The following is a 12,833-nucleotide window of genomic DNA, read 5'->3' as shown; positions in this document are numbered from 1 at the left end:
CACCTTGCGGATGGCGGGCTTTTAACAGGTTTTGACCGAAAGGAAAGACCGCCGCCAAGGTTCTATTGCACTGCAAAAAAGACGGCGTTACCTTAGCCTGCTCAAAACTTCATCGCGAAAGCTCAAATATGCTGCAGCCCGCCGGCGATCTCGACACGCTTGTCCATCGGTTTTCTTGGAACCTGCCTGCCCGGTACAACATTGCCGCGAGCACCAGCGACCGCTGGGCGCGAACCGACCCCGGCCGGCTTGCCATCCGCCATGTTTATGGGGACGGAACGAGTGAGAATTGGACACACCGGTGTTTGAACCAGGCCGCCAACCGGTTTGCAAACGCCCTCGCCGCGAAAGGCGTTTGCGCGGGTGAGCGGGTTGCGATTCTTCTGCCGCAAGGACCGGCTGTCGCCATTGCCCATCTGGGGATTTACAAATGCGGTGCCGTTGCCGTGCCGCTGGCAAGCCTGTTCGGGCTGGAAGCCTTGAAATATCGCCTGGTGGATTCGGGTGCTTGCGCCCTCGTCACGGACACATCGGGTCTGGCCAAGCTCGGAGAGATCCGGCAGGCCGTTCCAGCGCTCAATCTGGTTGTGTCGGTGGACGGCGGGGAAACGGATGTCGAGGGCTTTGCGGACCTGCTTGAGCGCGCCTCGGACAGTTTCGAAACAAAACCGACCGCGCCGGGTGATCCGGCCCTGATGATCTACACATCCGGAACCACCGGCCAGCCAAAGGGCGTGCTCCACGGCCATCGGGTCCTGCCGGGCCATCTTCCGGGCATCGAAATGTCGCAAAATTTTCTGGGCCAGCCGGGAGACAGGCTTTGGACCCCGGCCGACTGGGCGTGGGCGGGGGGACTTTTGAATGCGCTCTTCCCGGCCCTGCATCTCGGCGTGCCGGTGGTTTCTTTCGCCTTCAAGAAATTCGACCCGGAACAGGCCTTCGCTCTGATGGCGCGCGAACAGGTGCGCAACGCCTTCATTCCACCGACTGCGCTCAAGATGCTGCGCATGGTCGAGCGGCCGGTGGAAAGATACGCGCTGGACCTGCGTTCGGTCGGATCGGCCGGCGAGAGCCTCGGGCGGGAGGCCTATGACTGGTTCGCGTGCGAGTTCGGGTTTCCGGTCAACGAGTTTTATGGGCAAACGGAGTGCAACGCGATCCTGGGGTCCTGTGCGGCCGCCGGCGTTTCCAAATCCGGGGCGATCGGGAAGGCCATTCCAGGACACGAAGTTGCCATCCTGGATCCATCGGGGGCGGTTCTGCCACCCGAGGAGCCCGGGCAGATTGCTGTCCGCTGCCCGGATCCCGTCATGTTTCTGCGTTATTGGAACAAACCGGAGGCCACTTTGGAGAAATTCGCCGGCGACTGGATGATCACCGGAGACCAGGGCGTCATGGATGATGAGGGCTACGTTCATTTCGTCGGGCGGGACGACGATATCATCACCTCTGCCAGCTACCGGATCGGCCCGGGTGAGATCGAGGACTGCCTGTTGATGCATCCGGCTGTCGCCCTGTCTGCGGCGATCGGCAAGCCCGACCCTGTGCGGACCGAGGTGGTGAAGGCCTATATTGTGCTGAAGGACGGCCAGGCCGCCGGAGACAACCTGAAGCTGGATATCCAGGATTTTGTGCGGGCCCGCCTTTCGGCCCATGAGTACCCGCGGGAGATCGAGTTCGTGACGGAGTTGCCGATGACGACCTCAGGCAAGGTGATCCGCCGGACCTTGAGGGAAAAGGCGCGCGCGGAAGTGGAATTCAGTCCTTCCGCTTGAGCCATCTGCGTGCGGCAGCCCGCGCCGATTTTTCCAGGTCGACGTCCATCTGGCCGGCCTTCATCAGGAAATGCCCGCTGCGGGACTTCGACAACAGAAGGGTCGCCGTGGGCAACCGGCCCCGCCAGAGCGGTTCGATCATGTGGTGCCCGGGCACAGCAAGAGAATCGGCGCCTGTCAGTTCATCGTCCCGCAGGTTCTTCTCCATCGCATAGAGCGCGATCTGCGTTCCAGGCGAATATTTGGAAAAAGCCTCGTCATAAGCGATCTTCCAGGAAAATATCCGGGAACCTTCGCGCAGCAGCACCAGCATGGCAATCGGGCGCCCGTCGAGCAGCAACTGATCGATCCGGATGCCGCCGTGGGCCGCGCGGGTCGCGATCATCTGGCGGGCGAAATCTTCGGTTTCCCGTCTCATCTTGAGGGCCGTGCCGGACCGGCCTTTCCAGCCCCGCGCTTCCAACTCCAGAAAACATTCGAACGCGGGCACGCCCGCCTTGCCTTGCGTGCTGGACAGTTCGATTTCGCCCAAGTCGGCAAGACGGCGCATCTGGCGCATCAATTCCTTGCGCTTCTTGCCGCTGAAAGCCTCCGCGAACTGGGCTTCCCCGTGCGCTCCGGCCGAATGCGCGGCCCGGCTGGCTTCGTGAGCCAAGCTCCAGCGCCAGGTGAGGTCCGTGGTCAGCAGGCGGGCAGCGGTTGAACTGTCGAGCGGTAGATAGGGAAAGGCGACCAGAGGACTACCCGCAGCTTCGCTCATTGTGTCGAGCAGCAGGCCAACCACCTGGTTGTTGGTATCCCGGTGAATCAGGGGCGAGCCGAGCGGCGAGTATTCCGTCGCCCAGCTTGTCGCAGCCGGAACCGCCAAGCCGAGACGGCGGCGGCCAACGGGCGCAGCGGCAAGCCAAGTGCCGGTTGATGCATTGCGCACGACGGCCAGCCTCACCGGAGGCTGCCGCATGTTTTCCAGGAATGGCATCAGGAAGTCTGGCCCGAAAAACGGGTTGGGATCCGTGCTGTTTGTTGTCAAGGCTCGCCATGCCGGCACGTCTCCCGCCGCAGACAACGGCGAGACAATGGCCGCTTCGAGCGGCGGGGCGAGTGCCGGTACAACCCGGTTCATGAACGCTCCTTTTTCAGCCTGCGGATCGGAACCACGAATAGTTGCACATTAAGACGGCGATGGGCGAGAATCGCCAGACACGCAGCTTCAAAAATGATTGCGAGGCTTGTGGCGAGCGCGGCACCTGGGAGCCCGAGCCAGGGAATCAAAACCACGTTCAAGCCGATATTGACCAGAAACGTCGCGCCATAGACCAGGGCTGACAGACGTTGATGACCACTCATGCTCAGCAGCGCATCGGCCGGCCCGACGGAAGCCCGCGCCAGAACGCCGATCATCAAAATGGCGATCAACGGATAACCGTCCGTGAAATCAGCCCCGAACAGGCGCAGAAGCAAGGGGGCCAGTGCGAGCAGCCCGAGACCCGCCACGAGGGAGGGCCAGAAGGTCCACCAGGTCGCCATGCGGGCATAGGCGGCCAGGGCTTCGGGGTCTTTGGCCTGAACAAGGGCCGAAAACCTGTGCGCCGAAGCGGATCGCACGGCAAAGAAGACAAAATGAACCAGGGCCAGGGTCTTGGAGGCCGCGAAATAGACCGCGACGTCCTCCGGCGAATGCCACAGGCTGACCATCAGGACATCCGCGCTCGTGAGCAGTTGCATGAAGCCGTCGACCATCAGCATTGGCAGGGATACGGCCAGCCACGTCTTCATTTCCGTTTCGCGCGGACCTGCGGGGATGGTTTTGCGCAAACGGGCATGCAAGTGCAGGCTTTGATAGACAAGAATTGCCAGGGTCGCGGCCAGGGCAGCCATGACGGCCGTCTGAGCTGTGGCGGGCTGACCGGCCAGAACGAGGCCCCCGAGCAGGATCAGGACGGCCAAGGGGCGCCAGATGAATGTCGGCAATACGGCCAGAACAGGCCAGTCATGGCTTCGGGCTATCCCATCCTGCACGCCACTGAGCGCCAGAAAGGGCAGGGCAACCAGACTGAGGGCAAGCGGGCCGACATAATGCGGCTCGATCAGACCCTTGAAGGCGGAGAGGAGCAGACCGGCCAGAACCGCAACCGTCAACGCGAAGGCAAAAACGATCATTCGGCTTGCGACAAGAAATCCGCGCAGCTTTTGAAGGGATCCGCGATGGCGATACTCGGGGATGAACCGGCCGGGAGAGCTTGAAAACCCGGCACACGCCATGGCCCCAAGTACGATGATCAAGGTCCAGACAACCGAATAGATCCCGTAGTCGAAAGCCCCCATCCAGCGGGCCAGGATAATCTGTGAAAGATAGGCAAGCGCAGCACCGGCGACCCGAATGGAAAAAGTGGACACGGCAATGCGCCCGGCTCCGGAAGAGACTGCGCCCTTTTGTCCCGGGCCCGCCCCAATCCGGGCGGCAAAACGCTCGAGCGCGGGAATGGCCAGCACCCGATGCAAACGTTCAGTCCAGAAGCTGTTGGTGAAACGCAAATTCTTCGGATCCGGTTTTCAGGGTCTTTGGCGTGAAATCCGTGGGTCTTCTCGGTACTTATGACACGCACGCCTTAAGATTCTGTCGCCGCGCTTCAATTTGACATTGGCGCGGACAATGTCCTCCAGGAAACCGCTTGACTCTCAGGCCTGGCTCCGGAATCTATAAGAACAAATAAAGAACAAACTGCAGACCCAATGAATTGGAGCGACCGTGGACCGCGCTGCTGCCCCAAAACCGCCCGGACGAACAATCCGGACGAGTGACCGGGATCTCGGCTCTGACGGGCAGACCCGGTCCCGAAACAGTCTTGCCGAACTGCGCCGCCGTGTGGCGGAGCTGGAAGGTCGCCTCCCCTCCAGCACGCAGTTTGGTCCGGCCCCTGCTTTCCCCGCCAGGAAGCTGGGGCCGGCCGGTTCTCCAGCGGTGCAAACACCAAACGAAGAAGGGACTGACGGCGCCGGGCGGCAAAAACTAAGAACAAAAGAAGAACGAATACAAAGGTTGGCCTTCGGCGTGCCGGAGCTTGACCGATTGTTCGCCGATGGGAGCCTGAGGCTTGCCAGCCTGCATGAAGTCGTGGGGATGCAAAGCCGGGATTCGGGAGCCGTCAGTGGATTTGTCATGGCGCTCTTGAAGCGGATTGCGAATTTGCGGCCTGGCCCGGTGTTGTGGGTCGCGGCTCCGGACGCAACCCGCGAGGCAGGAGTTGTCCACGGACCGGGGCTGGTCCGCTTCGGTCTGGATGCACAAAGGGTCATGGCAGTTTTTCCGCACCGCCTGGAAGAGGCGCTTTGGGTGCTTGAGGAGGGGGCAAGCTGTCCGGCATTGGCGGCGGTCTGGGGCGATATCCAGGGCCGGCACCGGGCACTCGACCTCACGGCGACCCGCCGACTGCTCTTGCGCGCGCAGGCAAGCGGCGTGCCGGTGCTTCTGGCGCGCCATGGAACGGTGGATGAGCCGACAGCCGCCCTGACACGGTTTTGCATCGCGCCGAAACCGTCTCTCCCTCCGGGCCTTCTGGCCCACGGGCCCCATGACGGTTTGGGACGGGCGGGCTGGCAGGTGGATGTAACGCGAAACCGGGACGGACGTCCGGGACAGGCAGACGTGGAGTGGGATCATGCGACGGGACAATTTGTTGCGCCAGCGCGTTCTATCGCTCTGGTTTCCAGACCTGCCGGCGGACCGGATCCTGCGGCGGCTGAACGCCGCCGGCCCGCGCATGCATGGCCGCAGGGAACGGGACGTTGAGCCGCCCTTTGCCGTTGTCGCCAAAACAGGCAATACCCAGCGCCTGATATCGCTGAACGCCACCGCCCGGAGCATGGGCCTGGCGAAAGGTGAACGTCTCGCCGATGCCCGGGCCCGCGTGCCGCATCTTCTCATCGAAGAGGCCGCCCCGGACAAGGACGCCGCTCTTTTGGAGCGGCTGGCCGACTGGTGCGACCGCTACACGCCCCTGGTCGCCATCGATGGCACTGATGGCCTGATGCTCGACATCACAGGCTGCGCGCACCTGTTCGGTGGAGAGGAGGCGATGCGCGCCGACGTGCTGGCGCGGCTGGACCGTCAGGGCTTTGCCCTTAAAGCGGCCGTGGCTGACACACCGGGCGCCGCCTGGGCAGCGGCCCGGTATGGAGCCTGCGGCTGCGTGGCTTCCGGCCAGGAGCATCAGGCTCTCACCGATTTGCCGGTCGCCGCCCTGCGCATCGGCCCCGGCATCGTGGAAGGACTGGAGCGCGTTGGCCTGACCACCATCGGCGCGCTGTACGACCGCCCCCGCGCACCGCTGGTCAACCGCTTCGGCCCCGGGCTGATCCAGCGTCTGGACCAGGCATTGGGCCGCTCCAGGGAAGTCATTTCGCCCCGGTTTGCCGCACCACTCGTGCTCGCCGAGCGCCGGTTCTTCGAGCCGATCGGACGCCAGGAGGATGTGGAAACCGTCATTCTCTCCCTTGCCCGACAGATCTGCGAAGCCCTGGAACGGCGGGTCGAAGGGGGAAGGGCTTTCGAGCTTGCGCTTTTCCGGGTCGATGGCGCGGTTCAACGGGTGGTCGTCGGCGCAAGCCGTCCGCTGCGCGCAGCCCGCCGGATTCTGGCGCTGTTTTCTGAAAAGCTGAAAACCGACGAGGCTGTGCTCGATGCGGGCTACGGCTATGACCTGATCCGCATCGCCGTTCTGGAAGCCGAGCCGGCAGCACCGGACCAATTGACGCTCACCCGGGAAGCCGGCCCCGGAGACCCGGCGGAGCTGGACGCCCTCCTTGACCGCCTCGGCGCGCGCCTCGGGATCGACCGCATCACCCGCCTTCTGCCCGTCGACCGCCACTTGCCCGAACGCCAGACCGGGTTTGTGCCTGCCGCCCACGTCAAGGAGCAAAGCCTCTCCTGGGCCGGCTTCGGCTGCGCGGATCTCGGCCTGGGCAGCGGGCCGGCTTGTCCGGCGGACCGGCGGGACACCCCGTTCCCGGAAGAAGCCGGCGGCACCTGTGCGGCCGGGGCATATTGGCAGGAGTTGCCGCTGGAAATCCCGGATCACACACCATTGGACCGCCCCGTGCGTCTGATCGATCCGGCAGAGCCGGTCGAGGCCGTGGCCATGGTGCCGGAAGGTCCTCCTCTTCGATTCCGCTGGCGGCGGGTGCTTTACCGGGTCATGCGCTCCGAAGGTCCGGAGCGGATCGCGCCGCCCTGGTGGGCCGGCGCCCCGGACGCCCAGCCGGAACGCCGCGCGGTCACCCGTGATTATTTCCGGATCGAAGACGAGGAGGGCCGCCGCTTCTGGCTCTACCGCGAGGGGCTTTATGAGCGCGAGACCGCGACACCGCGCTGGTTCTTGCAAGGCATTTTTGCATGAGATCCGGATCCGAAAGACTGGGCGGGGCATCGGAGCCTGCCTTTGCCGAACTGTGCGCGGCCAGCAATTTTTCCTTTCTCCAGGCTGCATCGCATCCGGAAGAACTGGCCATGACCGCTGCGGCACTCGGCCTGTCCGCCCTGTCGGTTTGCGATCGCAACTCCATGGCCGGCGCCGTGCGCGCGCACATGGCCGCCAGGGAAACCGGTTTGCGGTTCGTGCCAGGCTGCCGGCTTGTCTTTCTGGATGGAACACCGGATCTGCTCGTGTGGCCGAGGGACAGGGCCGCCTATGGCCGCTTGACCCGCCTCCTGACGGTCGGCAACCGCCGCGCCGGCAAGGGGCAATGCCATCTTGTGATAGCCGATCTGGAGCATCTGGGTCCCGATCATGCGGTTGCGCTGGTGCTGCCCGACGGCTTGCCGGATGCAGCGCCGATCATCCCGGTTCTGGGTGATTTGAAAAAAAGGTTCGGCCGACGCGTCCGCCTGGCGGTGTCCTTGCACAAAGGGGCTGCCGACCGGCGGCGGCTCGACCTTGCCTATCGGCTGGGCACCTATGCGGACATCCCGCTCCTGGCCACCAATGACGTGCTGTATCACGTCCCCGGCCGCCGGCCCTTGCAAGATGTCCTGACTTGCATCCATCTACACGAAAAACTGGAGACAGCGGGCCGGAAACTGCAAAAAAATGCGGAACGCCATCTCAAGGACGCGGCAGCAATGGCGGCCTTGTTCGCCCCCGTCCCGGAAGCCTTGCGCGAAAGCCTGAGGGTCGTGGAGGAGGTGTCCTTTTCCCTCGACGACCTGGCCTATGAGTATCCCAATGAGCCGTATGGGCAGAGCGCTACGCCGCAGCAAGAGCTGGAGCGTCTTGTGCGGGACGGGGCCCAGAGCCGCTATCCCGGCGGAGTTCCGGACAAGGTGAAGGCAGCGCTTGAGCACGAGTTGCCGCTGATCGCGCATCTCGACTATGCCCCCTACTTCCTGACCGTCCACGACGTGGTCCGGTTTGCCAGGGACCGGGGCATCTTGTGCCAGGGGCGCGGCTCGGCGGCCAATTCGGCCGTTTGCTTCTGCCTTGGCATTACCGAGGTGGATCCGGCACGGTCCGATCTCCTGTTCGAACGTTTCATCTCTCCCGAACGGCGCGAACCACCGGATATCGATGTCGATTTCGAGCATGAACGGCGCGAAGAAGTCATCCAGTATATCTACGGGAAATACGGCCGCGAACGGGCCGGGCTCGCGGCCACCGTCATCACCTATCGCACACGCTCCGCGCTGCGCGATGTCGGCAAGGTGTTTGGCCTTTCGGAAGATGTGATCGGGGCTCTCAACGGCACCATTTGGGGGCACTCCTCATCCCGGCCGCAAAATACGCGGATCGATGAGGCGGGACTGGACCCCGCCGACCCGATGCTGACACAGATGATGGATCTGGTGCAAACGCTGATCGGCTTTCCCCGTCACCTGTCCCAGCATGTCGGCGGTTTCGTCATCACCCGAGGCCGGCTGGATGAGGTTGTCCCGATCCAGAATGCGGCGATGGAGGGGCGCACCGTGATCGAATGGGACAAGGACGACCTGGATTCCCTAGGCATCCTGAAGATCGACATTCTCGCCCTTGGCATGCTGTCGGCCATCCACAAGGCACTGGACATGCTGCGCGATGAATATGACATCGATTACAGCCTTTCGACCATCCCGGCGGAAGAGCCGGAGGTCTATGACATGCTTTGCCGGGCCGACAGCGTCGGCGTCTTTCAGGTGGAAAGCCGGGCGCAAATGACGATGCTGCCCCGCCTGCGCCCGCGCGCCTTTTATGATCTTGTGATCGAAGTCGCGATCGTGCGCCCCGGGCCGATCCAAGGAGACATGGTGCACCCATATCTGCGGCGGCGCCAGGGGCTGGAAGAAGTCACCTATCCCAGCAAGGAGCTTGAGGCCGTGCTTGGCAAGACCATGGGCGTTCCGCTCTTTCAGGAACAGGCGATGAAGATCGCCATTGTCGCGGCCGGCTTCACCCCGGCGGAAGCCGACAAGCTGCGCCGGGCCATGGCCACGTTCCGGCGCGTGGGCACCATCGGCACGTTCCAGAAAAAGATGATCGAGGGCATGGCCCGGAACGGCTACGACGCCGCTTTTGCCGAACGCTGCTTCAAGCAGATCGAAGGATTTGGCGAGTATGGTTTTCCCGAGAGCCATGCCGCCAGTTTCGCACTGCTGGTCTATGCCTCCTCGTGGATCAAGGCGCGTTATCCGGACGTGTTTTGCGCCGCGCTTTTGAATGCCCAGCCCATGGGCTTTTATGCGCCTGCCCAGTTGGTCCGCGATGCCCGCGAACATGGCGTGGAGGTTCGGGAGGCGGACATCAACCTCTCCGCCTGGCATAACACGCTTGAACCCGGGGTGGCGGCCGGCCGGCGCCTGCACGGCAAACATCAGGAAATGGCCAGTGTCATCCGCGCCGAACGGGCGGTTCGTCTGGGGTTTCGCATGATCAAGGGCCTGCGCCAGGAGGACATGGAGCGCCTCATCGCCTCGCGCGGCGACGGTTATGATTCTGTCCGCGATCTCTGGCTGCGCACAGGCCTGAGCCGATCCGTCATTCTGCGGCTTGCGGAGGCCGACGCTTTCCGCTCTTTGGGGCTCGACCGGCGGGCGGCCGTCTGGGCCGCGCAGGGGTTGGAGCGCGCCGGTGTGAAGGACCGGCTGCCGCTGTTCGATACCGCGGCTCATGGCGATCTGCGCCCCGAACCGGACGCCGGTCTGCCGCCCATGCTGCCAGGAGCGCATGTGATGGCCGACTATCAAACATTGAGCCTGTCCCTCAAAGCCCATCCGGTCGCCTTCGTGCGTGAGAGACTGCAGACGCAGCAGGTCGTGCCCTGCGCGCATCTGGACGGGATCCGCAATGGCCGGACCGTGACCGTGGCGGGGCTCGTTCTGGTTCGCCAGCGGCCCGGCTCGGCCAAGGGCGTGATTTTCATGACACTTGAGGATGAGGGTGGAACCGCCAATGTGATTGTCTGGCCAACAGTATTCGAGAAATACCGGTCTTTGGTCTTGGGGCCGCGTTTTCTGAAAGTGCGCGGACGCCTCCAGATGGAGACGGGTGTGATCCATGTCGTCGCGGAGCATCTGGAGGATGCGACCCCAATGCTGGCCGGTTTGTCCGCGATGGGCCTGAACACGGCCGCGCTCGCACGCGCCGATGAAGTCAAACGGCCGGTGATCGAACTCTCAGAGAAGGTGAGGCCGGCCAGCCGACTGGCCCAACTCGTGCGCGACGTGCCGGAATTGCGCCAGGATGTGGCAGACCTCAAGCCGGAAAAACTCAAAGCCCTGCCATCTGGCCGGAATTTTCACTGACATCCCAGGAGACCCGACCCATTTCACCACCGGAACATGCAAGACCCGGCACAGACCAAGACCTCCAGCGGGTCCCGGCCTCCAAAACTGTCAGGCTTCCCTCAATGCCCGCCGCGCCCTGTGGGCCGGTCAGGTTTCCCGGATCGCCTCGACATAGTACCAGCGCCCGCCCTTCTTCCGGAACAGGCTGAGCTCCCGGTGGGTATGTAAGCGCCCGCCCGCAAGGTAGCGCGCCAGGAAAAGAACCGTGCCTTCGCGGTCCCCGGAACCGCCTTTATCGGCCGACACCACCGTCAATCCGGTCCAATGGTTTTCCCTCGCCCAGCGGGCGGTGCCTTCGGCATCGAAACCCGGTTGGAACTTGGGCCAAAGCGTATCCTTCAGATAGGCGATGTCGCCAAGAACATAGGCCGTATAGCGTGAGCGCATCAGGGCCTCGGCCGTGGGCGGCAAGCACTCGCCGGCCACGAGCGGCCCGCAACACCGGTCGAAGGAGTTTGCGGACTGGCAGGGGCAAGGATTTTCAACCACGATCGCTCTCCACTAAGGACCGCACCCGGCTCGCCATCGGTCTCACAAGACGTTCTCGACCAGAAGGCGTCAATCGGGCATTGTTATGGAAGTTCATTCGGATGTTCCGGGAAGGGTTGAAGCGGGGCAACTCCAGTCTCCTCGCAAAGCCCTGAATGGGCAAGCTGTTGAAAAATTACATCTAGGCTTCGATGGCCCTGGCGCACAAATGAGGCCTGACTTGCGTATTGCCACGTTCAATCTGGAATCCTTCGGCGACAACCGTTTCGACCGGGATCGGCTGGCACCGCGGATCGCGGTGTTCCGGCCGCATCTCCTGGACTTGAACGCCGACATCCTCTGCCTGCAGGAGGTCAACGCCCAAAAGAAACCCGGTCAACGCGTGCGATGCTTCGCGGCTCTCGACGCGCTGCTCGAGCAGACACCCTACGCGTCGTTTCACCGCGCCCACTCGACCCGGCCCGGTGAGAGCATCCCGGCGGACCGGCACAACCTGATCATTCTGTCACGCTATCCGATCCTGGAGCGCCGCGTGCTCCACAGCACCCATGTGCATCCACCGCACTGGCAAATGCGGCATGGGCATCCGGCTCCGGAGACCGTCCAACCGGTCCTGTTCGACAGGCCTTTGCTCTACGCCAAACTGGACGCGGGCCTCGCCAAGCCACTGCATGTCTTTTGCGTGCACCTGCGCGCGCCAATCGCAGCTCCGATCCCCGGAGGCAAGGTCTCCGCGTTCGTCTGGAGATCGGCTGAAGCCTGGGCCGAGGGCTACTTTCTGGCGTCGTTGAAGCATACGGCGCAGTCGCTGGACCTGCGGCTGGCGATCGACACGATCTTTTCCGAAGACCCACAGGCCCTGATCCTTGCCGCCGGTGATTTCAACGCGGGCGGTGAGACAAATGCCCTGCGCCTGGTGCGGGCACCCGTGGAAGATACGGGAAACCCGGAGTTGGCTTCCCGGGAGCTTCTCCAGCTTGATGCCCGCATTCCCAGGCAGGAACGCCAAACCGTCATTCACGACGGCCGGGGTCAAACGCTGGATCATATTCTGGCAAGCCGCGCACTGGAGGCGCATGTCCGGTCCATCCGGATTTTCAATGCAGGCCTGGCCGATGAAGTGCGCGATGCCGGAAGCATTGCCGAAACCGGCTCATTTCATGCCGCTGTCGAGGCCGAGTTCGACTTTGCACCCAGGAGCAATCCCCGGTCAGGTTGATCGCGAAGCGATCCGGTCTTCTCACCGGATGCTGGCCTTAAGGTTGGAGACTGTCGATATAGCGGGCGATGTCGGCCGTTTCCCGGGGGGTAAGCGCCATGTCCGGCATTTTCGGGTGAGGATCCGCGAGAAACGTCTTCAGCGAAGCCTCATCCCAACTGCGGTCGGCGGCGAGATCATAAAATGTCGGCTGGCTGTCGCTCGTGCCGACCTGCTGATCATTGGACACCAGATGGCAGCTCGCGCACCATTGCAATGACAACTGCTTGCCATTGTCCGCGTCGGCTGCCCGAAGCGGCTGTACGGGAACCAGCATGGCTATGGCTGTCAGGCATATGGCCGGCCATTGACTTGCACGTGTCAACACGGGTCTGATGTCCTCCCCCTTCGGACCGGGCCGCGCGACCGGCCCCGCCATAGAACCTAAGCCAAGGACAGGCCCCGAACCAAGCCAAAAGCGGCGCGTGCGTAGTTGTCAGGACATGCCTTTCGCGCGAAGGTCGACCCAAGGACGGCCCGCGATCGGCGACAGGGAGAC

The 12,833-nt window shown here is 63.3% G+C and carries 9 protein-coding genes; 5 read left to right on the top strand and 4 right to left on the bottom strand.

What is annotated here, in order from left to right; all coding sequences use genetic code 11:
* Nucleotides 1-128: 128 nt before the first annotated feature.
* On the top strand, nt 129-1,775 hold the full coding sequence (locus F0184_RS05110) for an AMP-binding protein (RefSeq protein WP_150495072.1): 1,647 nt from the start codon (nt 129-131) through the stop codon (nt 1,773-1,775).
* Here the strand turns inward: F0184_RS05110 and F0184_RS05105 are convergent.
* On the bottom strand, nt 1,759-2,898 hold the full coding sequence (locus F0184_RS05105) for a GNAT family N-acetyltransferase (protein WP_150495071.1): 1,140 nt from the start codon (nt 2,896-2,898) through the stop codon (nt 1,759-1,761). The two genes, F0184_RS05110 and F0184_RS05105, sit on opposite strands and share 17 nt — an antisense overlap.
* Nucleotides 2,895-4,310 (bottom strand): lipopolysaccharide biosynthesis protein, encoded by a 1,416-nt coding sequence (locus F0184_RS05100; protein WP_150495070.1) that lies wholly within the window; start codon nt 4,308-4,310, stop codon nt 2,895-2,897. The genes F0184_RS05105 and F0184_RS05100 overlap by 4 nt, the downstream gene beginning before the upstream one ends.
* Before the next feature lie 517 nt (nt 4,311-4,827).
* Here F0184_RS05100 and F0184_RS05095 point away from each other — a divergent pair.
* Genes F0184_RS05095 through F0184_RS05085 form a run of 3 tightly spaced genes read left to right on the top strand, consistent with a single transcriptional unit; the run spans nt 4,828 to nt 10,545 of the window.
* Nucleotides 4,828-5,565 (top strand): ImuA family protein, encoded by a 738-nt coding sequence (locus F0184_RS05095; protein WP_150495069.1) that lies wholly within the window; start codon nt 4,828-4,830, stop codon nt 5,563-5,565.
* Nucleotides 5,537-7,171: a DUF6504 family protein gene (locus F0184_RS05090; protein ID WP_150495196.1), complete on the top strand. Its 1,635-nt coding sequence runs from the start codon at nt 5,537-5,539 to the stop codon at nt 7,169-7,171. The genes F0184_RS05095 and F0184_RS05090 overlap by 29 nt, the downstream gene beginning before the upstream one ends.
* Nucleotides 7,168-10,545 carry an error-prone DNA polymerase gene (locus tag F0184_RS05085; RefSeq protein ID WP_150495068.1) on the top strand — a complete coding sequence of 1,126 codons (3,378 nt, stop codon included), beginning with the start codon at nt 7,168-7,170 and terminating at the stop codon, nt 10,543-10,545. The genes F0184_RS05090 and F0184_RS05085 overlap by 4 nt, the downstream gene beginning before the upstream one ends.
* 129 nt (nt 10,546-10,674) lie before the next feature.
* Here F0184_RS05085 and F0184_RS05080 read toward each other — a convergent pair whose 3' ends face one another.
* On the bottom strand, nt 10,675-11,076 hold the full coding sequence (locus F0184_RS05080) for a YchJ family protein (protein ID WP_208998329.1): 402 nt from the start codon (nt 11,074-11,076) through the stop codon (nt 10,675-10,677).
* Nucleotides 11,077-11,296: 220 nt separating this feature from the next.
* Between F0184_RS05080 and F0184_RS05075 the strand changes: the two genes are divergently transcribed.
* Nucleotides 11,297-12,295, top strand: coding sequence for an endonuclease/exonuclease/phosphatase family protein (locus F0184_RS05075; RefSeq protein ID WP_150495066.1), 999 nt, complete (start codon nt 11,297-11,299; stop codon nt 12,293-12,295).
* A 37-nt stretch (nt 12,296-12,332) separates the two neighbouring features.
* Here the strand turns inward: F0184_RS05075 and F0184_RS05070 are convergent, their stop codons facing one another.
* Complete coding sequence (locus F0184_RS05070; RefSeq protein WP_208998328.1) at nt 12,333-12,662, bottom strand: c-type cytochrome; 330 nt, start codon at nt 12,660-12,662, stop codon at nt 12,333-12,335.
* Between the last annotated feature and the right edge of the window lie 171 nt (nt 12,663-12,833).

The sequence above is a fragment of the Roseibium aquae genome, from assembly GCF_008711285.1.
GTDB lineage: Bacteria > Pseudomonadota > Alphaproteobacteria > Rhizobiales > Stappiaceae > Roseibium > Roseibium aquae.
This window is presented reverse-complemented; position numbering and strand designations above follow the sequence as displayed.